At 69.6% G+C, this 23,060-nt stretch carries 20 protein-coding genes and 1 pseudogene; 16 read left to right on the top strand and 5 right to left on the bottom strand.

What is annotated here, in order from left to right:
• The first annotated feature begins 62 nt into the window (after positions 1–62).
• The 11 genes from LWP59_RS20310 (at position 63) to LWP59_RS20260 (ending at position 12,395) form a co-directional block, all read left to right on the top strand.
• Positions 63–1,715: a ferritin family protein gene (locus LWP59_RS20310; RefSeq protein ID WP_144637094.1), complete on the top strand. Its 1,653-nt coding sequence runs from the start codon at positions 63–65 to the stop codon at positions 1,713–1,715.
• An 84-nt stretch (positions 1,716–1,799) separates the two neighbouring features.
• On the top strand, positions 1,800–2,840 hold the full coding sequence (locus LWP59_RS20305) for an FAD-binding oxidoreductase (RefSeq protein WP_144637092.1): 1,041 nt from the start codon (positions 1,800–1,802) through the stop codon (positions 2,838–2,840).
• A 5-nt stretch (positions 2,841–2,845) separates the two neighbouring features.
• A complete protein-coding gene (locus LWP59_RS20300) occupies positions 2,846–4,021 on the top strand; it encodes a ferritin family protein (protein ID WP_144637091.1) in 1,176 nt (391 codons plus the stop codon).
• The gene (mimD, locus tag LWP59_RS20295; RefSeq protein ID WP_373299448.1) at positions 4,018–4,398 is read left to right on the top strand and encodes a propane 2-monooxygenase effector subunit MimD; all 381 of its coding nucleotides are present in this window, start codon (positions 4,018–4,020) and stop codon (positions 4,396–4,398) included. Before LWP59_RS20300 ends, mimD begins: the two co-directional genes overlap by 4 nt.
• Positions 4,399–4,408: 10 nt before the next feature.
• Positions 4,409–5,446 carry an amidohydrolase family protein gene (locus LWP59_RS20290; RefSeq protein WP_144637089.1) on the top strand — a complete coding sequence of 346 codons (1,038 nt, stop codon included), beginning with the start codon at positions 4,409–4,411 and terminating at the stop codon, positions 5,444–5,446.
• A complete protein-coding gene (locus LWP59_RS20285; RefSeq protein WP_144637087.1) occupies positions 5,443–6,168 on the top strand; it encodes an iron-sulfur cluster assembly protein in 726 nt (241 codons plus the stop codon). Before LWP59_RS20290 ends, LWP59_RS20285 begins: the two co-directional genes overlap by 4 nt.
• Positions 6,165–7,190: an NAD(P)-dependent alcohol dehydrogenase gene (locus LWP59_RS20280; RefSeq protein ID WP_144637085.1), complete on the top strand. Its 1,026-nt coding sequence runs from the start codon at positions 6,165–6,167 to the stop codon at positions 7,188–7,190. Before LWP59_RS20285 ends, LWP59_RS20280 begins: the two co-directional genes overlap by 4 nt.
• 14 nt (positions 7,191–7,204) lie before the next feature.
• Entirely contained in the window at positions 7,205–8,896 is a 1,692-nt protein-coding gene (gene groL, locus LWP59_RS20275; protein WP_144637083.1) for a chaperonin GroEL, read from the top strand.
• A gap of 42 nt (positions 8,897–8,938) precedes the next feature.
• Positions 8,939–9,931 carry a PHP domain-containing protein gene (locus LWP59_RS20270; protein WP_144637081.1) on the top strand — a complete coding sequence of 331 codons (993 nt, stop codon included), beginning with the start codon at positions 8,939–8,941 and terminating at the stop codon, positions 9,929–9,931.
• A gap of 132 nt (positions 9,932–10,063) precedes the next feature.
• Complete coding sequence (locus tag LWP59_RS20265; protein ID WP_186383179.1) at positions 10,064–11,548, top strand: MFS transporter; 1,485 nt, start codon at positions 10,064–10,066, stop codon at positions 11,546–11,548.
• A gap of 535 nt (positions 11,549–12,083) precedes the next feature.
• On the top strand, positions 12,084–12,395 hold the full coding sequence (locus LWP59_RS20260; protein ID WP_144637077.1) for an EthD family reductase: 312 nt from the start codon (positions 12,084–12,086) through the stop codon (positions 12,393–12,395).
• Positions 12,396–12,459: 64 nt separating this feature from the next.
• On the opposite strand, the gene LWP59_RS20255 is transcribed toward LWP59_RS20260, so the two are convergent.
• The 3 genes and pseudogenes from LWP59_RS20255 to LWP59_RS41090 form a co-directional block, all read right to left on the bottom strand.
• Positions 12,460–12,582 carry a ribosomal protein bL36 gene (locus tag LWP59_RS20255; protein ID WP_144637075.1) on the bottom strand — a complete coding sequence of 41 codons (123 nt, stop codon included), beginning with the start codon at positions 12,580–12,582 and terminating at the stop codon, positions 12,460–12,462.
• Between the two features lie 114 nt (positions 12,583–12,696).
• Positions 12,697–13,359: a hypothetical protein gene (locus tag LWP59_RS20250; RefSeq protein WP_229857495.1), complete on the bottom strand. Its 663-nt coding sequence runs from the start codon at positions 13,357–13,359 to the stop codon at positions 12,697–12,699.
• Between the two features lie 221 nt (positions 13,360–13,580).
• Positions 13,581–13,790: pseudogene (locus LWP59_RS41090) on the bottom strand (ATP-binding protein); the annotation flags it as partial.
• Positions 13,791–13,819: 29 nt separating this feature from the next.
• Here LWP59_RS41090 and LWP59_RS20245 point away from each other — a divergent pair.
• Entirely contained in the window at positions 13,820–14,608 is a 789-nt protein-coding gene (locus LWP59_RS20245; protein WP_144637069.1) for an SDR family NAD(P)-dependent oxidoreductase, read from the top strand.
• Here the strand turns inward: LWP59_RS20245 and LWP59_RS20240 are convergent.
• Positions 14,577–15,038, bottom strand: coding sequence for a DoxX family protein (locus LWP59_RS20240; protein ID WP_144637067.1), 462 nt, complete (start codon positions 15,036–15,038; stop codon positions 14,577–14,579). The two genes, LWP59_RS20245 and LWP59_RS20240, sit on opposite strands and share 32 nt — an antisense overlap.
• Positions 15,039–15,252: 214 nt before the next feature.
• On the opposite strand from LWP59_RS20240, the gene LWP59_RS20235 reads away from it, so the two are divergent.
• From LWP59_RS20235 to LWP59_RS20220, 4 genes are all read left to right on the top strand, one after another.
• On the top strand, positions 15,253–17,106 hold the full coding sequence (locus tag LWP59_RS20235) for a ricin-type beta-trefoil lectin domain protein (RefSeq protein ID WP_144637065.1): 1,854 nt from the start codon (positions 15,253–15,255) through the stop codon (positions 17,104–17,106).
• Positions 17,107–17,120: 14 nt separating this feature from the next.
• The gene (locus tag LWP59_RS20230) at positions 17,121–18,476 is read left to right on the top strand and encodes a chitinase (protein ID WP_222425494.1); all 1,356 of its coding nucleotides are present in this window, start codon (positions 17,121–17,123) and stop codon (positions 18,474–18,476) included.
• Between the two features lie 189 nt (positions 18,477–18,665).
• Positions 18,666–19,886 (top strand): formaldehyde dehydrogenase, glutathione-independent, encoded by a 1,221-nt coding sequence (gene fdhA / locus LWP59_RS20225; RefSeq protein ID WP_144637063.1) that lies wholly within the window; start codon positions 18,666–18,668, stop codon positions 19,884–19,886.
• A 116-nt stretch (positions 19,887–20,002) separates the two neighbouring features.
• Positions 20,003–22,225 carry a transglycosylase domain-containing protein gene (locus tag LWP59_RS20220; protein ID WP_229857558.1) on the top strand — a complete coding sequence of 741 codons (2,223 nt, stop codon included), beginning with the start codon at positions 20,003–20,005 and terminating at the stop codon, positions 22,223–22,225.
• A 66-nt stretch (positions 22,226–22,291) separates the two neighbouring features.
• Here LWP59_RS20220 and LWP59_RS20215 read toward each other — a convergent pair whose 3' ends face one another.
• On the bottom strand, positions 22,292–23,047 hold the full coding sequence (locus LWP59_RS20215; RefSeq protein ID WP_229857496.1) for a hypothetical protein: 756 nt from the start codon (positions 23,045–23,047) through the stop codon (positions 22,292–22,294).
• Between the last annotated feature and the right edge of the window lie 13 nt (positions 23,048–23,060).

Genomic DNA, 23,060 nt, shown 5'->3' with positions numbered 1-23,060 from the left:
CTCGGCGTAGGACGTGTGCCCACGCAACCTGAACTCGCCCGCACCACGGGTAAGGAGCCGACATGAGCCGCCAGAGCGTGGCGAAAGCCCACCAGAAAATTCAGGAACTCTCCTGGGAACCGGCCTATCACGAGCCGGTTTCCCAGTACGGGACCGATTACACCTTCCGCAAGGCCAAGAAGAAGGACCCGCTCAAGCAGGTCCTGCGGTCCTACTTCCCCATGCAGGAGGAGAAGGACCACCGGGTCTACGGAGCCGAGGACGGCGCGATCCGCGGCAACATGTTCCGCCAGGTCCAGGAGCGCTGGCTGGAATGGCAGAAGCTGTTCCTGAGCATCATCCCGCTGCCGGAGATCTCCGCCGCGCGGGCGATGCCGCTGCTGTTCCGCACCGTGCCGAACCCGGAGCTGCACAACGGCCAGGCGATCCAGATGATCGACGAGGTCCGCCACTCGACGATCCAGCAGAACCTCAAGCGCCTGTACATGAACAACTACATCGACCCCGCCGGGTTCAACTCGAGCCTGCGCAACTTCCAGAACGACTACTGCGGCACCATCGGCCGCCAGTTCGCGGAAGGCTTCATCACCGGCGACGCGATCACCGCGGCCAGCATCTACCTGACGATCGTCGCGGAAACCGCTTTCACGAACACCCTGTTCGTGGCCATGCCGGCCGAGGCGGCGGCCAACGGCGACTACCTGCTGCCGACGGTGTTCCACTCGGTGCAGTCCGACGAGTCGCGGCACATCTCCAACGGCTACGCCACGCTGCTGATGGCGCTGTCGGACGAGAGCAACCACCAGCTGCTCGAGCGCGACCTGCGCTACGCGTGGTGGAACAACCACGCCGTGGTCGACGCCGCGATCGGCACCTTCATCGAGTACGGCACGAAGGACCGCCGCAAGGACCGCGAGAGCTACGCGGAGATGTGGCGCCGCTGGATCTACGACGACTACTACCGCAGCTACCTGGTGCCGCTGGAGAAGTACGGCCTGGTGATCCCGCACGACCTCATCGAGGAGGCGTGGAACCGGATCTGGAACAAGGGCTACGTGCACGAGGTGGCGCAGTTCTTCGCCACGGGCTGGCTCGCCAACTACTGGCGGATCGACCCGATGACCGACGAGGACTTCGAGTGGTTCGAGTTCAAGTACCCGGGCTGGTACGACAAGTACGGCAAGTGGTGGGAGAACTACGCCCGCCTCGCGACCCCGAACGGCCACCACCCGATCGTCGCCGAGGACGTCGACTACGTGTACCCGCACCGCTGCTGGACCTGCATGGTGCCCTGCCTCATCCGCGAGGACATGGTCACCGACCAGGTCGACGGCCAGTGGCGCACGTACTGCTCGGAGACCTGCCGGTGGACCGACGCGGAGGCCTTCCGGCCGACGTACCAGGGCCGCAACACCCCGAACATGGGCCAGCTCATCGGCGCCCGTGAGTGGGAGACCCTGTACCACGGCTGGAACTGGGCCGACGTGGTCAGCGACATGGGCTTCGTCCGCGACGACGGCAAGACCATGGTCGCGCAGCCGCACCTGGACCTGGACCCGAAGAAGATGTGGACGCTGGACCACCTGCGCCGCATGCCCGAGGTGCAGAGCCCGAACGTGCTGCTGAACCAGATGTCCGACGCGGAGCGAGCCGCCTTCGTCGCGGACTACAACCAGCAGGGCCCGGCGGGCCGGCCGGCACCGGTGCAGAGCTGAGCCTGAGCGGGACAAGGGAGGGCGCGGTCCCCCGACTCGTGCCCTCCCCGGTACCGATCTTGTGTCGCTGACGACGAGGGAGCCATGGCAGACAAGCATGTGGTCCGTTTCGAGCCCGTGGGAATCGAGATCGAGGCGGACGAGGACCAGACGATCCTGCGGGCCGCGGCCGAGCAGGGCGTCATGCTCATGCACGGCTGCAAGGAGGGCCAGTGCGCCTCCTGCAAGTCGTTCATCCTCGAGGGCGACGACATCGAGCATGACCGGTACTCCACGTTCGCGCTGCCCGACTTCGAGAAGGAGGAGGGGTACACGCTGCTGTGCCGGGCACACGCGTACGAGGACCTGACCATCGAGCTGCTCAACTACGACGAGGAGATGATCCACTCCGGACTGCCCATCCAGCAGGCGGTGGTGGAGGTGGTGTCCAACGACCACGTCACGCACGACATGCGCCACCTCGTCGTGCGGCTGGTGGAGCCGGAGACGCTGAAGTTCTTCCCCGGCCAGTACCTGGACTTCGCGGTGCCCGGCACCGAGGAGACCCGGTCGTTCTCCATGGCCAACACGTCCTCGCGGGAGGGCGGGCGGCTCGAGTTCGTCATCAAGGTCTACCCGGACGGGCTGTTCTCGAACTTCCTCGACAGCGAGCTGTCGGCGGGTGACCGGCTCGAGGTGACCGGGCCGTTCGGGGTGTTCACCCTGCGCGACAACCCGGGCGCCCCGCTGGTGTTCGTCGGCGGCGGGGCCGGCATGGCGCCGATCCTGGCGCTGCTGCGGGCCATGGCCGAACGCGGGATCGACCGGAAGACGACGTTCTACTACGGCGCGCGCCGCCGCAAGGACCTCTGCTTCGAGGAGGAGCTGCGCGCGCTGGAGGGCAAGCTGGTCGACTTCCGTTACGTGCCGGCACTTTCCGAGCCGGATGACGCGGAAGGGTGGGACGGCGAGGTCGGCCTGATCACCGATGTGCTCAGGCGGCGCGAGACCGGTCTCGCCGGCGCCGACGCGTACGTGTGCGGGCCGCCACCGATGGTGGAGGCGGCCCTGGAACTGCTGCCGGCACTGGGCGTGGCGGACAAGCGCGTCTTCTACGACAAGTTCACGACAACGGGCGAAGGGTAAAACGAATGTCAACGCCGACCACCACGCCACGAAGCGTGCCGAAGCCTGTTTTCACCGACGCCGAAGCGGGGGCCAAGGAGTTCCCGGACTCGCAGCTGCGGCGGTTCAACTACTTCAACCCGCAGAAGCGCAAGCAGAGCCACTACGAGGACGTGACGGTCGAGGTCCAGCCGGACCCGCGGCACTACCTGTCCCAGGGCTGGCTCTACGGGTTCGCCGACGGCAAGGGCGGCTACCCGCTGGAGTGGACCCAGCTCAAGGCCTGGGGCTCGGACCGCCCGGTGCCCGAGCGCGGCCCCGGCTCGGGCGGCAAGGGCTACGACTGGCCGGCCCACGGCTGGCACGAGTTCCGCGACCCCAACGAGGAGTGGGAGCTCACCCTCTACCGCTACAACGCCAACGTGGTGCGCCAGCTCAACCAGAACATCGACGCCGCGCGCCAGTCCAAGGCGTTCGAGCAGTGGAACCGCAACTGGATCCAGTTCGTCTCGCAGCACGTGGGCGCGTGGATGCACGTCGACCAGGGCCTCGGCCTGTACCTCTACGCCAACGCGAACCGGCGGGCGCCGACGAACATGCACAACAACGCGATCTCGGTGAACAGCATGCACCGGATCCGCGCCGCGCAGGACCTCGCGCTGTACAACCTGACGCTCACCGAGGAGATCGAGGGCTTCGACGGCAGCGCGCACCTGGCGACCTGGAACGAGGACCCCTCGTGGCAGGGCGTGCGTGAGGTGGCCGAGCAGCTCACCGGGATCTGGGACTGGGCCGAGGCGATCTTCGCCGCGAACGTCGTGTTCGAGCCGCTCGTGGGCGAGCTGTTCCGCAGCAACCTCGTCCAGCAGGCCGCCCCCGCCAACGGCGACTTCGTGACCCCGACGCTGATCGGCGCCGAGGAGTTCGACTTCTCCGAGCGGGACCTGCGCTACACCCGGGCGATGTTCCAGCTGCTGACCGACGACCAGGAGTTCGCCGACCACAACAAGAAGCTCATGCAGCAATGGCTGAGCGAGTGGGTCCCGCGCTGCATCAGCGCCGCGCGGACGCTCCAGCCGCTGTGGTCGCTGCCCGACGCGAAGCCCCCGCGGTTCGAAGACGGCCTCGACCGCGTGAAGAGCCGCTTCGGCGGCATCCTGTCCGACCTCGGCCTGCAGGCACCGAAGGAGCTGAACCAGTGACCACGACGACTCCGCGGACGACGGCGAAAAGCCCGTTCAAGGCTGACAACACCGCGTCCAACATGTGCGGCTTCACCCTGATGAACAACCAGGTCGGCGCGATCATCGCCGAGGTGCTGGGGCACCTGGACAACGTCACGATCACCCACCTGCCCTCGATGATCCGGGTCGACGGCAAGGGCCGGTTCGACCTCGTCTACGCCGACGTCGACGAGGCGGCCGGCGAGGAGGAGGGCTGGTTCGACGCCGCCGAGTTCGAGGAGAGCATGTCCACCCACTACGGGCGGATGGTGCACCTCGACGACCGCACGATCATGTTCGCCAACCCCGAGGACGCCGCCGAATACCTCGACTTCGACCTCAAGGTCATCCGGTAAGGGAGCGCACATGTACGAAAAGGATGGCGAGAAGTACTTCGTCGTCGACGCCCACACCCACTTCTGGGACGCGAGCCCGGACAACTGGGTGCGCGGGCAGGAGGAGTACGCCAAGGGCTGGATCGAGTGCTTCCACGCCTACCAGGGACTCGGGCCGAAGGAGACGCACTGGCCGATCGACCGGTTCCAGAAGTACTCCGAGGAACTGATGATGCACGACCTGTTCGAGGCCGGGCACGTCGACAAGGCCATCTTCCAGCCCACCAACCTGCGCCAGTGGTACAAGAACGGCTTCAACACCACCGAGGCCGACGGTGCGATGGCCGAGCGGCATCCGGGGCAGTTCCTGGTCAACACCACGTTCGACCCTCGTGAGGGCGACGCGGGGATGCGGGCCTTCGAGGAGCGGGTCAAGCGGTACGGCTGCAAGGGCGTCAAGCTCTACACCGCCGAATGGCGCGGCGACTCGCGGGGCTGGAGCCTGAAGGACCCCGAAGCCGCGCGGTACCTGGAGAAGTGCGAAGAGCTGGGTGTGAAGAACGTCCACATCCACAAGGGACCGACGATCTGGCCGCTGGACAAGGACGCGTTCGACGTGTCCGACGTGGACCACGTCGCGACCAACTTCCAGGGACTCAACTTCATCGTCGAGCACGTCGGGCTGCCGCGGATCGAGGACTTCTGCTTCATGGCGACGCAGGAGCGCAACGTGTACGCGGGTCTCGCGGTGGTCGTCGGCGGGCTGATGCACGCCCGGCCGAAGTTCTTCGCGAAGGTCATGGGCGAGCTGATGTTCTGGCTCGGCGAGGACAAGCTGATCTTCGGCGCGGACTACGCCATCTGGGAGCCGAAGTGGCAGGTCGAGGGCTTCGTCGACTGGAACATGCCCGCTGACGAGGACCTGTCGGACTTCCCGCCGCTGACGGTCGGGCAGAAGAAGAAGATCCTGGGCCTCAACGCGGCGCGGCTGTACGACATCGAGGTGCCGGCCGAGCTGCGGCTCGACGCGCCGAAGGTCGTCGAGCCCGTCGGTGTGCCGAACCCATGACCGCACTGGAGGACAAGGGTGTCAGCGCGGACCACACCGCCGTGTGGTCCGCGCTCGGCACCGTCCGGGACCCCGAACTGGACGAACCGCTGACCGATCTCGGGTTCGTCGCGCGGTGCGAGGTCGGCGCGGCGGGCAGAGCGCACGTGGAACTGCGGCTGCCCACCTACTTCTGCGCACCGAACTTCGCCTTCCTCATGGTCGCGGACGCCTTCGACGCCGTCGCCGCGGTGCCCGGCATCAGCGAGGTGGAGGTGGTGCTGCAGGACCACTTCGCGGCCGAGACGATCAACCGGGGCGTGGCGGCGCGCTCCGGTTTCGTCGCGTCTTTCGAGGGCGAGGCGGCGGACGAGCTGGACAGCCTGCGCGCGGACTTCCTGCGGAAGGCCGTGTTCGCGGGCACCGACCGGGTCTGCCGCGCGCTGCTGTCCGCCGGGGTGGCGGCCGCGGCCCTGCCGGGGCTCACGCTCGGCGACCTGCCGGCCGGCCCCGACGCGGAGCGGCTGCGTGCCCGCCGCCGCGAGCTGGGACTGCCGGCCGGGGACGGCGACCCGCTGCTGGTCGACCCGGCGAGCGGCGGGGCGATCGAGCCGGGGGAGGCCCGGCGGCACCTGGCGTTCGCCCGGCTCACCCGCACCAGCATGGAGGCCAACTCCGGGGTGTGCCGCGGCATGTTGCGTGTGCGTTATCCGCAGATCCAGGAAGAGGAGGGCACGGGATGAAAGCCGTCCGGCTGCACGAGTACCACCGGCAGCCCGTGATCGAAGAGGTGCCGGAGCCCACCGCGAAGGGGCCCTTCGACGTCGTGGTCAAGATCGGCGGGGCCGGGGTGTGCCGCACCGACCTGCACATCATCGAACAGCAGTGGGCCGAGAAGTCCGGGGTCACCCTGCCTTACACGATCGGGCACGAGAACGCGGGCTGGGTGCACGAGGTCGGCTCCGCGGTGTCCAATGTGGAGGTCGGCGACACGGTCATCCTGCATCCCACGCCGACCTGCGGGCTGTGCCACGCGTGCCGGGCGGGCAACGACATGCACTGTGAGAACAACGCCTTCCCCGGCATCGACACCGACGGCGGGATGGCGGAGTACCTGCTCACCTCGGCCCGGGCCTGCATCAAGCTCGACCCGGCGACGCGGCCGGAGGACGTGGCCGCGCTCGCGGACGCGGGCATCACGGCCTACCACGCGGTGCGCAAGGCGGTGCCGCTGCTGTACCCCGGCACGGTGTGCGTCGTGAACGGGGCCGGCGGGCTGGGGCACATCGGCATCCAGTCGCTGCGGGCGCTCACCGCGACCAAGATCGTCGTGGTCGACCGCAACGCCGACGCGCTGAAGCTCGCCGCAGAGCTCGGCGCGGACGAGACCGTGCTCGCCGACGGCGACCAGGTCGCCGCAGTGCTGGACCTGACCGGGGGGAACGGCGCCGAGGTCGTCCTGGACTTCGTCGCCGAGCAGGGCGCGCAGCAGGACGCGTTCGCCATGACCCGCCGCGACGGCTCGCACTTCGTCATCGGCTACGGCGGCAACCTCGACATCCCGACGATCGACATCATCTCCACCGAGCGCAACGTGGTGGGGAACCTGGTCGGCACCTACAACGACCTCGTCGAGCTGATGGTGCTGGCGCAGGCGGGCAAGGTCACCCTGCACACCAGGAAGTACCCGCTGGACGCCGCGCTCGACGCGCTGGCCGATCTCGACGCCGGCCGGGTTCGCGGCCGCGCGATCCTGACCCCCTGAGCTGGAGGAGCACGATGGCCAAGGAACTGCGTTTCGGCTCGGAAGCCCGCGATCTGCTGCTGTCCGGAGTGGACAAGCTCGCGGAGGCGGTCAAGTCGACCCTGGGCCCCAAGGGCCGCAACGTGATCATCGAGAAGATCACCGGCTCGCCGGTGGTGACCAACGACGGCGTCACCATCGCGCGCGAGATCCACCTGAAGAACCAGTTCGAGAACATGGGCGCGCAGCTGGTCAAGGAAGCGGCGATCAAGACCAACGACGTCGTGGGCGACGGCACCACGACGGCGACGGTCATCGCGCAGGCCGTCGTGCGCGAGGGGATGAAGGCCATCAGCGGCGGCGGGAACCCGGTGCTGGTCAAGCGTGGCATCGACTACGCCGTCGGCAGGCTGGTGGAGCACCTGGAGAAGGCGGCGCACCCGGTGGTGACCGAGGCCGACTACGCACGCGTCGCCGCCATCTCCGCCAACGACGACGACGCGGTCGGCGCCGTCATCGCGAAGGCACTGCACACCGTCGGCGACGGCGGGGTGGTGACCATCGAGGAGTCGCCGCAGATCGGGATGTCCGTCGACTTCGTGGAGGGCTTCGAGTTCGACAACGGCTACCTCTCGCCGTACCTGGTGACCGACCCGGGGCGGCTGGAAGCCGTGCTGGACGACGCGTACATCCTGATGTGCGCGGAGAAGGTGACCAGCGTCCAGCAGCTGATGCCGGTGCTGGACAAGATCATGCGCGCACCGCGGCCGCTCGTGCTCATCGCCGAGACCGTCGAGGGGTCGGCGTTGAGCATGCTGGTGCACAACCACGTCAACGGCACCTTCCAGTCGGTCGCGGTGCGCGCGCCCGGGTTCGGCGACCGGCGGCTGCACAAGCTCGAGGACCTCTCCGCGGTGGTGGGTGGCGCGGTGCTGTCGCGGCACTCCGGGTTCTCCATGGAGACGATGACGCTGGAGCACCTCGGCCGCGCCAAGCAGGTCCGGGTGACCGAGAACATGACCACGATCGTCGGCGGGGCCGGGTCCTCTTCGGACATCGAGTTCCGGGTCAACCAGCTGCGGGCGGAGCTGGAGCGCGCGCAGTTCGGCATCGACGAGGACGTGCTGACCGACCGGATCGGCGCACTGACGGGCAAGGTCGCGATGATCCGGGTCGGCGCGGCGACCCCGGCCGAGCTGAAGGAGCTGCAGCACCGGGTGGAGGACGCGCTCTCGGCGACCAGGGCGGCGATGGCGGAGGGCATCGTCGCCGGTGGCGGGGCGGCGCTGCTGCACGCGGAGAAGGTGCTGGCCGGGCACGGCCTCGACGGCGACTACGCGACCGGTGCGGACATCGTGCGCCGCGCGCTGAGCGAGCCGGCGTTCCTCATCGCGCGCAACGCGGGCTACGCGGCGCACGAGGTGGTGGAGCAGGTCCGGCGGCTGGGCGACGACGAGGGCTTCGACGCGTTGCTCGAGCGTTACGGGAACATGATCGAGATGGGGATCATCGACCCGCTGCGGGTGTGCCGTTCCGCGCTGCAGAACGGGGCATCGGTGGCGGGGCTGCTGCTCACGACGAACTCGCTGATCGCGGAGGAGCAGACCCCGTGGGGCGGCAGCGCCGCGCTGATGACGGAGTACGGGCCGCTGGACGAGGGGCTGCACCAGCCCTCGCCGGACTCCAGCACGCCGCAGTCGCTCGGGATGGGCCCCTCGGTCGGCTGAGCCGGGCGGGTGCGCTGTGCCGGGTCGTGGTACTGCAGAGGGATGGACCCGGCACAGGCCTTGCGGCGGATCGCGTTCGAGCTGGAGCGGGGTGGCGCGCCGACGTACCGGGTACGGGCTTTCCGGCGCGCCGCCGCCGTGGTCGACGACCTGCCTGCGGCGGAGCTGGCGGACCGGGTCGCGCACGGGACCCTGAAGGCGCTGCCGGGCATCGGCGACGCGACCGCACAGGTCATCGTCCAGGCGGCGGCCGGTGAGGAGCCGGCGTACCTGAAGAAGCTGGCTTCGGCGGCGGCCTCGACGGCCCCGTCGGCGCTGCGGGCAGCCCTGCGCGGCGACTGCCATACGCATTCGGACTGGTCCGACGGTGGCAGCCCGCCGCGGGAGATGGCCGAGGCGGCCAGGGAGCTGGGGCACGAGTGGATCGCCCTCACGGACCACTCGCCGCGGCTGACGGTGGCGCGCGGCCTGTCCGCCGAGCGGCTGGTGGCGCAGCTGGATCTGGTCGAGCGGCTGAACGAGGAGCTCGCGCCGTTCCGGATCCTGACCGGTATCGAGGTCGACATCCTGGAGGATGGTTCGCTGGACCAGCGGGACGATCTGCTGGCGAGGTTGGACGTGGTGGTCGCGAGCGTGCACTCGCTGCTGCGGATGCCGGCGCGGGAGATGACGCCGCGGATGATCGCGGCGGTGCGCAACTCGCACACCGATGTGCTGGGCCACTGCACGGGCCGGCTGGTCACCGGCCGCGGGCGCCCGCAGTCGGCCTTCGATGCCCCGGCCGTGTTCGAAGCGTGCCGGGAGTCGGGCACCGCGGTGGAGATCAACTGCCGCCCGGAGCGCCGGGACCCGCCCGATGACCTGCTCGAGCTGGCCGCCGAGGTGGGCTGCGAGTTCACCATCGACACCGACGCCCATGCCCCCGGCCAGCTCGACTGGCTCACCCTGGGCTGCACCCGCGCCGAGGCGGCGGGCATCGGGGCGGACCGGATCCGCAACACCCGCACGGCGGAGGAGCTGGGGGTTGGGGGTTAGGCCGGAATTCGGCACCGTGATCCGGCCGTGGCAGCTTGCGAGACTTTCTTCTGCTGGCAAGTTCTCTGGCGGAAGGCCGCGATGCGACTCGAAACTCGGACCGGTGGTGCTGAATCCGGGGTCCGCGGTTGGGTGACGTTGGCCTTGCTGTCCTTGCCGGTCTTCGCGGTGGCCGTCGACAGCAGCTCACTCGTGATCGTCCTTCCGACCTTGAGCGCCGATCTGGGTGCGAGCAGTACCGAACAACTGTGGATCGCCGACATCTACGTGTTCATGCTCGCGGGCTTCCTCGTCGCCATGGGCGCGTTCGGAGACTGGGTGGGACAGCGCAAGCTCCTGCTGGTGGGAGCGGCCGTCTTCTCCGGTACTTCGTTCTTCGCCGCGTTCGCGCAGTCCGTGCTGATGTTGATCATCGCCCGGGCGGTCATGGGGCTCGCGGGGTCGGTCATCATGGCGTTGAGCCTCGGTCTCATCGGCACCACCTTCAGCGATCGCCGACGACGAGGTGTGGGGATCGCCACCCGCACGTGCGCCATGCTCGCCGGAGCGGCGGCGGGGCCACCGCTCGGCGGATTTGTGGCCGAGCAGTTCTGGTGGGGTGCCGTTTTCCTGCTGAACGTCCCGATCATGGCGACCCTGCTCATCGCAGGCCGGTTCCTATTGTCCGACAAGCGGGTTGCCGGTGCGTCGAAGCCGGACTTGGTCAGCGCGGTGCTGGCGGTGTCCTCCGTGTTGATCGCCGTTTACGGAATCAAGGAATTCGCGAGGTACGGCCCGGGTGCGCCGCCGGCGGTAGCGATCTTGGCCGGCGTTGCCGGTGCCGTCGTGTTCTTTCTGCGGCAACGTGGTTGCGCGGATCCGCTGTTCGATTTCGGGATTCTTCGCGACCGTTCCGTCACGGTCGTCTCTGCCGCCATGTTGCTGGGCGGCCTCGTCCTGGGCGGTGCCGCGTTCTTCGTTCCCCTTTTCGTTCAGATGGTGCGAGGCTTTTCGCCGGCGGAATCGGGCTTGTCGTTGATTCCGAATGTCCTGCTCACGATCGTCGCCTCGATCATGGCCGCGCGGCTCATCGTCCGATACTCTGCCACCACGCTCTTGCTGATCGCATTGATCTGCGCGATGTCGGGCTGCTTCGCGTTCTGTCTGGCTCGCAACCCGGGTTCGCTGCTCCTGGTGTACGCCGGGTACGCCCTGATATCCCTCGGGGTAACACCCGTCATGGTCTTGGGTACCAATCTCATAATGGGAGCGGTGCCTGCCGCCAAGACCGGGATGGCCGCTTCGATCGTCACCACGAACGGCAACCTCGGCGGGGCACTCGGCCTCGCCTTGCTGGGGGCGGCGGGATCGGCTGCATATCGAAGCGGCCTGGCCGTGCCCGCCTCCGTGCCTGCCGATGCCGTGGCGGCCGCGCGCGACGGGATCAGCGGCGCCGTCGTCTCCGCCCAGCGGCTGCCGCCGAAGGATGCGGAGGCGTTGCTGGATTCGGCCCATCTGAGCTTCATGAAGGCGATCAACGTCGTGGGCCTGGCGGGGATCGCCCTCTGCGCGGTGTGTGCCGTCCTCGTCGTGACGGTCTTCGCCGCTGATCAGCGCCGCAAGATGGCTTCGCCGTAACCCCTGACCTCCGCGTTCGCCAGCGGTGCCGTCGGCGCGGCACTACCGCCCGCTGCTGAGAAACCTCCCCGAGGCCCCCGCCTGTGTCGAAGTCCCCGTACCGCGGAATCCTCGCGTCCTACCGTTCTGCGGTGCTGGATACTCGGGATACCGGTTGACTCGGCGGACAACGTGTTGCGGTTGCTGGAACTGCTGGCGCAGCGGCAACGGCTGCGCGTCAGTGACGCGGCCGAGCAGCTGGGCGTGGAGAGCGCCCAGGCACTGCCGGCGGAGCTGTCGACGGCGCAGGTGGCCGCGCTGTACCCACGCGACCTGCCCGCGTCGCCGGGCGGCGCGCCGGTGGCGACCCCGCAACGCCAGCTGGTGGCCGTCCGCCGGCGCGGCTACGCCACGAACTTCAGCGAGAGCGTGCCCGAGCTGGCGAAGATCGTCACGGAGCACCCCGGCCGGCCGGCGCCGACCTGTGGGCGGCTGGCCGGTCCGGCCGCGGGCCCACATGATGGAGGCGCACGTGCACCAGACAGGAAGGCCCGCCATGTACCGCCTCACCGTCGTCTACGACCACCCCGAAGACCCGGAGAAGTTCCTGCGGCACTACCGCGAGGTGCACGCCCCGCTCACCGCGAAGGTGCCCAACCTGCTCGCCTTCGAGTGGGGCGTGTGCGAGAGCCCGGACGGGTCGAAGCCGGACCATTTCGTCGTCGCGGTGCTGGACTGGGAGACGAAGGAGGACGCCCTCGCGGCGCTGGGCACCGAGGCAGGCCGGGCGAGCGGAGCGGACGTGCCCAACCTCGCCGGGCCCGGCGAGGTCCACATGAGCTTCGCCGAGGTCGAGAAGGTGGTGTAGGCCCGCACGACGCGAGAGCCCCGTGGACGGCTCGTCCACGGGGCTCTCGGAAATCGGGGGAACGTCAGCCCTGGCGGGCGTTCCAGTGCGGGTCACGCTTGTTGATCACGAAGGTGCGCCCCCGCCGCCGGACCACGATGGCCCCTGGCTTCTGCTTGAGCGACCTGACCGAGTTCCTGGCCTTCATGTTCGCTCCTTTCTCTGCATCCGCTACAACCTCCCCGTTCCCCGCGGCATTCCCTACCACCGGTCGTGGTGCAGCACCGCCGACAGGGACCCGCGCGCGGCCGGCTTGAACGTCTCACCCGTGTAGTACGCCGTCGGGACCCGACGCGGCGACCGCGCGATGCCACGCCTCGCGGTCTTCGTCGCCGCGGGCGGCGTGTGCGGTGGCGAGCCCGCCGTGGGCCGCGATGCGCTGGGCCGGCGGCGCGCCGTGGTAAACCGCCGCGCGGATCAGCGGATGCCGGAACGTCAGCGCGGCCGACACCAGGTGCCGCTCCTCGGCCGGGTGCAGGTCGCCGGGCCCCAGCCCCAGCTCGGCGCCGGCGCGCAGGACCGTCGCCGCTTCGCCGGTGTCGTCGGCGGCCGCGAGCAGCAGCAGGGTGCGCGTCGGCGGCGGCAGCGAACGGACCTGGTGGTGGAACGCGTCGAGCACGCGGGTGGTCAGCGGCAGCGGTCCGGGTCCCGTCCCATGCGCCGCGACGACCGGCGGCAGTTCCAGCAGCGCGAGGGGATTCCCGCGGGTCTCGGCGATGAGCTGCGCCCGCAGCGACGCCGGCAGGTCTTCGCCGAGCAGTGCGGCCGCGCTGTCCTCGTCGAGCCCGGACAGGTGCAGCTCGGACAGGTGCAGCTCGGACAGGTGCAGCTCGGGCAGGCCGGACCCGGTGAGTGCGTCCGCGTAGTCCCGCACCACGAACAGGATCGCGACGTCTTCGCGGTCCAGCCGCCGCGCGGCGAACAACAGCGCCTCGGCGGACGCGCGGTCGAGCCAGTGCGCGTCGTCGACGACGCACAGCAGCGGGCTTCCTCGGCGACCTCGGCCAGCAGCGACAGCACACCCGCGCCGATCATGAACCGGTCGCCACCGCCGGCTCCGCCGAGCCCGAACGCGCAGGACAGTGCCGCACGCTGCGGCGGCGGCAGCGCGCCGAGCCGGGACAGCCCCGGGCCCAGCAGCAGGTGCAGGCCGGCGAACGGCAGCTCCGTCTCGGACTCGACCCCCGCGCCTCGCAGCACCCGCATCCCGCCGGCGCCGCGTACCGCCTCCGCCAGCAGCGCGGTCTTGCCGATGCCCGGCTCGCCCCGCAGGATCAGGGCGCCGCTCGCGCCGTCGCGGGCGCGTGCCAGCAGCGCGCCGATCGCACCCTGCTCCGCGTCCCGCCCCCTCAGCATGGCCATGGCGCGCCCATAGAGTTCCGGCCATGACACTGAACAGCAAGAACGCCATCATCTACGGTGCCGGGGGCTCGATCGGGAGCGCCGTCGCCACCACCTTCACCGAGCAAGGTGCCCGGGTCTTCCTCGCCGGCCGGACCAGACAGCCGCTCGACGCCGTGGCCGCGGACATCACCGCCGCGGGCGGGCAGGCCGAGGTCGCGGTGCTCGACGCACTGGACGAGCACGCCGTCGACGAGCACGCTCGTTCGGTCGCCGAGAGTGCCGGCGGTATCGACGTGTCGTTCAACCTCGTCTCGGGCGGCGACCTGCAGGGCATCCCGCTCGCCGACATGACCACCGCCGACTTCACCCGCCCGGTGCTGACCCGGCTGACGGCCAACTTCATCACCGCACGCGCCGCGGCCCGGCACATGGCCAAGCAGGGCTCCGGCGTGATCCTCGCGCTGGACAGCGGGTCCGCCTACGGCAGCCCGATGATGGGCGGCACCGGCCCCGCCGACGCCGCCACCGACATGCTCGTCCGCAACCTCGCCGCGGAGCTGGGCCCGCAGGGCGTCCGGGTGCTGGGCATCTGGACCGCCGGGCTGCCGGAGACGCTCTCCCCGGAGAAGATCGCCGCGCACAGCGGCGGCCCCGTCATGGACGAGGCCGCGTTCGGGGGACTGCTGCAGCACCTGGACGGCATGCGGATGACGCGCCGTTCGCCGCGGCTGGCGGAGGTCGCGGCCACCGCCGCGTTCCTGGCCTCCGACCTCGCCGGGGCGATCACCGGCACCTTCGTCAACGTGACGAGCGGGATGTTCCCGAGCTGAGCAGGCGTCCCAGGGCGAGCCTGCCCGGCCCGGCGACCGCGATCAGCAGGAAGATCCACGCGTAGAGGGCCGCGGGCTCGCCCATGTTCTGCAGCGGCAGCAGGCCCAGCGGCTGGTGCACGGTGAAGTAGGCGTACGCCATGACGCCCGAGCACAGCACCGCCGCGGGCCTGGTGCCGATGCCGAGGCACACCAGCACTCCGGCCACCAGCTCGATGATGGTGGCCCACCAGGCCGGCCACAGCCCGAACGGCACGGCGGTGCCGTGGCTGTCGACGCCGCCAAGGGCGCCGAGACCCTGGGCGCCGTGGCAGGCGAAGAGGAACCCCGAGACCAGCCGCAGGGCGCTCAGCGCGTACTCGGTGCGCTTGGCGGACTTGCTGGTGGTGGCGGGCTTGCGGGTGACGGGGGTGGTCGAGGTCGTGGTCATCGGTCCTGTCCTTCCGGGTTCTCGGTCTTTACCCGGACGTCGAACCGGACCCCGGCCGGATCGACACGACCTGCCAAGATTTTTTTTGCGGTGTTCGTTCCTGGCGTTCCGGCGCGCCGGTGGGGTTCGGACCAACCGGCCCCTTGTGAGGTTGGTCCAGACCATGCATACTTCGTTGTCACCTCCAACAAACCAAGTACTGGTGGTCACGCCGATGTCCCCCCGCCGGTCGGCCCCTCTCCTCGCGCTCCTGGCCCTGCTGGCCGGGCTCCTCGTCACGATCCCGGCCCAGGCGGCCGGGGAAACCGTCAATGTCTGGCTGACCACCACGAACGACTCCCGCGGCGTCAACGTGACCAGGGGACTGCAGCAGCAGTCGCCGGTCGCGTTCACGGCCGGCACCGGCAGCGGCGGTCAGACGATCTCCGTCGACGAGAACACGAGATACCAGACTTTCGAGGGTGGCGGAGCGTCGTTCACCGACACCGCTGCCTGGCTGATGAACTCCAGCGGCGCGCTCTCGCAGGCGACGCGCGACGACACGATGCGCAAGCTCTTCGATCCGGACACCGGTATCGGGCTCGGCTTCCTGCGCAACCCGATGGGCTCCTCGGACCTGGCGCGCTACGGCTACTCCTACGACGACATGCCCGCCGGGCAGAGCGACCCGAACCTGGCGGACTTCTCCATCTCGCACGACCTCGTCGACGTCGTGCCACTGACCAAGCAGGCCAAGCAGCTCAACCCGGCGCTGAAGATCATGGGCACCCCCTGGTCGGCCCCGGGCTGGATGAAGGACGACGACAGCCTCGTCCAGGGCTGGTTGCAGGCCCGGTACTACCCGGCCTACGCCCAGTACTTCGTGAAGTACCTGCAGGCCTACGCCGCCCAGGGGCTGCACGTCGACTACGTGACCGCGCAGAACGAGCCGACCTGCTGCGCGGGGTACCCGTCGATGAGCTGGAACGGCTCAGGGCTGCAGTACTTCACCAAGACCGACCTCCTGCCCGCGCTGCACGCGGCCGGCCTGGACACCAAGGTGCTGGCGCTGGACTGGAACTGGGACCAGTACGCGGGGTACGCGCAGCCCACCGTCGACGACGCGAGCATCCGCGACGACCCCAACTTCGGCGGGATGGCCTGGCACGGCTACGGCGGCGACGTCACGCAGCAGACCACCGTGCACAACCAGTACCCGTCCCTGAACGCCTACGACACCGAGCACTCCGGCGGCACCTGGGTGAGCGACCAGCAGGCCGAGGACATGGCGAACATCGTCGACTACACCCGCAACTGGGGCCGCAGCGTGGTCAAGTGGAGCCTCGCGGTGGACCAGGACATGGGCCCGCACGACGGTGGCTGCGGCACCTGCACCGGGCTCGTGACGGTCCACAACGGAGACTCCCGCAGCGGCCAGGTCGACTACACCGTCGAGTACTACGACATGGGCCACCTGACGAAGTTCGTCAAGCCCGGCGCGGTCCGGATCGACTCGAACGACAACGCCGCGGTGCGCAACGTGGCCTGGAGCAACCCGGACGGCTCCAAGGCGCTGATCGCCTTCAACACCACGGGCGCCACGCAGAACGTGCGCGTCAACTGGGGTGGCCGGTCCTTCGGCTACGACCTGCCCGCCAACACCTCGGCGACCTTCACCTGGTCCGGCACCCAGGGCGGGACCGGCGCCACCGGTCCGTTCACCGGGATCGGCGGCAAGTGCGTGGACGTCGCGGGCGGCAGCAGCGCCAACGGTGCCGCGGTCCAGCTCTACGACTGCAACGGCACCGTCGCCCAGCAGTGGACCCGCGCCGCCGACGGCACCCTGCGGGCGCTCGGCAAGTGCCTCGACGTGACGAACCACTCCACCGCCGACGGCGCGCAGCTGCAGCTGTGGGACTGCGGTGGCACGGCGAACCAGCAGTGGGCCGTCACCGCCGCCCGGGACGTGCTGAACCCGGCCGCGAACAAGTGCCTGGACGCGACCGGGCAGAGCTCCGCCAACGGAACCCGGCTGCAGCTGTGGACCTGCACCGGCACCGGCAACCAGAAGTGGACCGTCCCCGCCTGAAACGGAGTTGACCGATGCGCATGAGAATCCTCGCCACGGCCGGCGCGCTCGCGCTGACCGTGCTGTCCCCCTTCGCCGCCCAAGCGGCGACCGGCCAGATCACCGGCTACGGCGGCAAATGCCTCGATGTGGCTTCCGCGAGCAGCGCCAACGGCACGGCCGTGCAGCTCTACGACTGCAACGGCAGCAGCGCCCAGCAGTGGACCACCGGCGCTGACGGCACCGTCCGCGCCCTCGGCAAGTGCCTCGACGTCGCGTCGGCCGGCACCGCCGACGGCACCAGGGTCCAGCTGTACGACTGCAACGGCACCGGTGCGCAGAGCTGGGCCTACACGTCCTCGAAGCAGCTCGTGAACACCGGGTCCGGCAAGTGCCTCGACGACACCGGCTGGAGCACCGCCAACGGCAACCAGCTGCAGATCTGGAGCTGCACCGGCGCGGCCAACCAGCAGTGGTCCGCGCCGGCCGGCGGCGGCACCACGAACCCGGACGCGGCCCCGATGGCCGTCGCGCCGTACCTCTACGAGGGCTGGGGCAGCCCGCCGAACCCGGCCGAGGTCATGTCCGCGACCGGGGTCAAGTGGTTCACCATGGCGTTCGTGCTCTCGAACGGGACGTGCAACCCGCAGTGGGACGGCTCCCGGGCGCTGACCGGGGGCGCGGACCAGTCCGCGATCAACACCATCCGCTCCGGTGGCGGCGACGTGGTCCCGTCCTTCGGCGGGTACAGCGGCAACAAGCTCGAGCAGTCCTGCACCAGCGCGGGCGCGCTCGCCGGGGCGTACCAGAGCGTCATCAACACCTTCGGGTTCAAGGCGATCGACATCGACATCGAGGCCGACGCCTACTCGAACCCGACCGTGCAGCAGCGCACCGTCGACGCGCTGAAGACGATCCGCGCGAACAACCCGTCGATCAAGATCTACGTCACGATCGGCACCGGGCAGTCCGGTCCCGACACGAGCCTGATCAACCGGGCCGCCTCGTCCGGGCTCACCGCCGACGCGTGGACGATCATGCCGTTCGACTTCGGCGGCGCCGGGCAGAACATGGGCAACCTGACCACGCAGGCGGCCGAGGGGCTCAAGAACGCCCTGAAGAGCGCCTACGGCTACAGCGACGACACCGCGTACCGGCACAGCGGGATCTCGTCGATGAACGGGCTCACCGACCCGCCGAACTCCGAGACGATCACGGTGGCCGACTTCAACACCATCCTCGGTTACGCGAACGCCCACCACCTCGCGCGGCTGACGTTCTGGTCGGTCAACCGCGACCGCCCGTGCACGTCCGGCGCGGCCGACTCGTGCTCCGGCGTCTCCCAGTCGAACTGGGACTACACGAAGGTGTTCGCGAAGTACGCCGGGTGAACCCATGAGGACTTCCAGGCACGAAGGGTAGGAGGAGCGCTCCCGAACGTGGGACCCACCGGGTCGGCGGTGGGTCCCACTTCCGTTTCGTCCACAGTGGACCGAACAGGGTACCGCGTTCGGCGGTAGGGCCGCGCCGCGCCGGTGTCTAGGCTGGCAGGACGGTTCGACGACGAAACGAGGTGCACGATGACGGGCAACAAGGCCGTTGCATACGTCGGCAAGGGCACCGTCGAGGTCCAGGACATCGACTATCCGACCTTCGTCCTGCGCGACGGCCCCGGGGTCAACAAGGCGAACGTCGGACGCGAAGTCCACCACGGCGTGATCCTGAAGAACGTGGCGACCAACATCTGCGGCAGCGACCAGCACATGGTCCGCGGGCGCACGACCGCCCCGGAAGGGCTGGTGCTGGGGCACGAGATCACCGGCGAGGTGGTCGAGACCGGGCGTGACGTGGAGTTCGTGCACGAGGGCGACCTGGTGTCGGTGCCGTTCAACATCGCCTGCGGCCGCTGCCGCAACTGCAAGGAGGGCAAGACCGGGGTCTGCCTGAACGTCAACCCCGACCGGCCGGGCTCGGCCTACGGGTACGTGGACATGGGCGGCTGGGTCGGCGGGCAGGCGGAGTACGTGCTGGTGCCCTACGCCGACTGGAACGTGCTGAAGTTCCCCGACCGCGACCAGGCGATGGCCAAGATCCTCGACCTGGCCATGCTCTCGGACATCTTCCCGACCGGGTTCCACGGCTGTGTCACCGCCGGGGTCACGGTGGGCTCGACGGTGTACATCGCGGGCGCGGGACCCGTCGGGCTCGCCGCGGCGGCATCGGCGCAGCTGCTGGGCGCGGCGGTGGTCATCGTCGCCGACCTCAACCCCGACCGGCTGGCCCAGGCCCGTTCGTTCGGCTGCGAGACCGTCGACGTGTCGAAGGGCGACCCGAAGGACCAGATCGCCGAGATCCTCGGCGTGCCCGAGGTCGACTCCGGCGTGGACGCCGTCGGGTTCGAGGCCCGCGGGCACGGCCGGGACGCGGAAACGGAAAAACCGGCCACCGTGCTCAATTCGCTGATGGATGTCACGCGTGCCGGCGGCGCGCTGGGCATCCCCGGCCTGTACGTCACGGGCGACCCGGGCGCGGCGGACGAGGCGGCTCGCGAGGGCTCGCTGTCGATCCGGATCGGCCTCGGCTGGGCGAAGTCGCACTCCTTCGCCACCGGGCAGTGCCCGGTGATGCGCTACCACCGGCAGCTGATGATGGCCATCCTGCACGACAAGGTGCAGATCGCGAAGGCCGTCAACGCCACGCCGATCCCGCTCACCGAGGCGCCGCGCGGCTACCGCGAGTTCGACAGCGGTGCGGCCCGCAAGTACGTGCTCGACCCGCACGGAGTCCTCGCGAAGAACTGACACGGCCCTTGGCACACTGGGTTCCGCCCGCCGTCCACTAGAGTGACGGGCGGAATTCAGCGTGCAGCCGAACCAACCCGCCGGCAGCCGCGTGTGACAGTGCGGAGGTCGACTTGGTGGACGACGGTGGCTATCGCGGGGTTCCGCCCCGCAGGCCGGGGTGGCAGGAGGCGCGCGACCGGCTGCGCCGGCGGCAGACCGTCTGGCGCCGGGTGCGCCGCACTCTTTACGTCGTGCTGGGTTTGGGTATGTTCGTGCCGGTCGCGGCGTTCGTGATCGGGTATTTCATGGTGGCTGTGCCGGATCCGAACGCGTTGGCGGCGAGTTTGAACCAGCCGGTGACGTTGTATTACGCCGATGGTTCGACGTTGTACACGAAGTCCACGGCGGAGAGTCACACGGTGGTGACGTGGGAGCAGATCCCGCAGTCGATGAAGAACGCGCAGATCGCGGCCGAGGACGAGACGTTCATGACGAACTCGGGTTTCGACATCAAGGCGATCCTGCGCACGGTGTGGAACCGGGTGACGGGTGGTACCGGTGGTGGTTCCACCATCGGGCAGGAGTACGTCAAGAAGGCGACGGGCAATGACGATCCGACGTTCTCGCGGAAGTTCGTGGAGATGGTCGAGTCGTACAAGATGACCCGCACGTATTCCAAAGAGGACATTCTGACCGCCTATCTGAACACCGTCTACTTCGGACGTGGCGCGTACGGGGTGCAGGCGGCGTCGCGGGCGTACTACAACGAGGACGTGTCGCAGCTGAGCAACGAGCAGGCGGCGTTGCTGGCGGGTCTGGTGCAGTTGCCGGCGCAGGCGGACAACCCCGCCTACCAGCAGCGCCGCTACACCTATGTGATGGGCCGGATGCTGGCGAACCACTGGCTGTCGCAGGCGGAGTTCGCCTCGGCGCAGTTCCCGGTGCCGGTGGCGAGCACGGCGAAGAACGGCGGGTCGAGCCTGGCCGATCGGCAGTACATCGTGTCGCAGGCGTTCGCGGAGCTGGCCCAGGCCGGGTACTCCGAGCAGTCGCTGACCGCGCGGGGCGCGAAGGTCTACCTGACCATCACACCGGACGCGCAGCAGGCGGCGGAGCAGTCGGTGGCGAAGGTGATGGCCGCGGACAAGGAGTATCCGGACGAGGGCAGCGCGCTGGTCTCGGCGAACCCGCAGACCGGGGAGATCCTGGCCTACTACGGTGGGGACGGCTCCACCTCCTATGACCTGGCGACCACGCCGCAGCAGCCGGGCTCGTCGTTCAAGCCCTACGTGCTGGCGGCGGGGGTGCGGACCCAGCCGGACAAGATCGGGCTGAACACCGTCTACGACGGCAGCGACAACCAGACCATCGCCGGGCAGCTGGTGCACAACTCCGACGGTGAGGGCGCCCCGCAGATCACCGTGAAGGACGCGATGACCCAGTCGGTGAACACGGTGTTCTACCGGATGGGTGCCGACGTGGGGGTGTCGAACGTGCGGCAGGCGGCGTGGGACGCGGGGATCCCGAAGCAGATCACGACGTCGCTGGGCGCGAGGTATGACTCGCTGCAGAACGACGACGCCGACGGCACGGGCAACGGGACCACGGAGCTGGGCATCTCGATCGGGCAGTACGCGGTGCGCCCGATCGACCAGGCGCAGGGATATGCGACGTTCGCGGCGAACGGGCAGTACGTGCCGCTGCACATGGTCGCGCGGGTGACCGACGACAACGGCAACCCGATCTACGGGTTCACCACCACACCGAAGCCGGCGTTCTCCGACGACCCGGCCACGAACTCGGCGATCGCCGCGACCGTCACCCAGTCCATGACCTCGGTCGCGTCGTCCTCCGGTGACGGGCTCTCCGGTGCGCGCCCGAACGCGGCCAAGACCGGTACGGCCCAGTTCGGCGACACCGGGCACAACTCCGAGGCCTGGATGGTCGGCTACACCCCGCAGGTGGTGACCGCGGTGTGGTTCGGGAACAAGAAACAACCTGCCGCGATCTACGGCAACTACCACAACGGCAAGGGCAAGAACCGCGGCTACGACGTCTACGGCCGCGAGGAGCCGGGCTACATCTGGCAGGCATACATGGACGACTACCTCAAGGGGAAGCCCGCGCAGGGATTCCCGGCGGCACCGGACCTGACCACCCCGACCACGACCGAGCCACCCCCGACGAGCGACACCCCCACGCCGACGTCGGACAGCCCGACCGACACGACGAGCACGAGCGAGCCGCCGTCGAGCCGCCCGGGGGACACGTTCATCCCGCCGAGCTGCGACGAGAACGGCTGTACGACGGAGGACACCCCGACGTCGGTGTCCCGGCACAGACCGGTGCGGGGGTAGGAGTCCCGGGTTCCGTTGCGGTGCCGGAAACGCCGGGCGCGAGCGACCGGGTGTGCGGCGGGATGGTCACCCGGGCGGGCTCGCCTGGTGCAGTGACAGACGCCCGTCGGCGGGGCCGGTGCTTTCCCAGGACCCGCCGGCGGACGTCCACGTCCGGCCGTCGAAGGTCACCTTGTCCACCCCGAACCGCGTCGCGTTCGCGACCAGCCAGGTGGCCAGCGCCCAGCCGCGCGCCGGGTCGTGCGGGCCGGTCAGGACCGCCGTGCCCAGTTCCGCGTTCGCCACCGTCACCAGGCCGGCGGCCCCGGTCGTGTCGAGCGCCAGGTCGTGGCAGGTGAACGTGGCCGCCGTCTCGCCCGTCAGCGCCCCCGCGAGCGCGCGGGCCTCCGGCTCCCACTGGGCGTACGCGTCGGGCGCGCCCGAGCGCTGCACCAGCTGGGCGGCCTGCGTGACCGTCAGCTGCGTCCAGTCCGGCTGCGCCCGCAGCCGCTGGTAGAAGGCGTTCGCCGCGTGCACCGGGTCGGTGACCTGCTCGTAGGTCCCCCAGCCCTGGCTCGGGCGCTGCTGGAACAGCCCCGCCGAGTCCCGGTCGCCGCCGGTCAGGTTCCGCAGCTTCGACTCCTGCAACGCGGTCGCCAGCGCGACGGTCACCGCGTGGTCGGGCATCCCCAGCCGCACGCCGACGCCCGCGATGGTCGCCGCGTTCTGGGCCTGCTGCGGAGAGAGGCTGTAGTCGGGCGTCCCGCAGGCCGGCGCGGGCGGTTTGCGCAGCGCGAGCACGAGCCACGTCACCCCGCCCGCGAGCACGGCGAGCACGACCACCACACATCCCCAC

The sequence above is a fragment of the Amycolatopsis acidiphila genome, from assembly GCF_021391495.1.
GTDB classification, from domain to species: Bacteria; Actinomycetota; Actinomycetes; order Mycobacteriales; family Pseudonocardiaceae; genus Amycolatopsis_E; species Amycolatopsis_E acidiphila.
The sequence above is the reverse complement of the archived record's forward strand: the minus strand, read 5'-3'. Positions and strand labels throughout refer to the sequence as shown.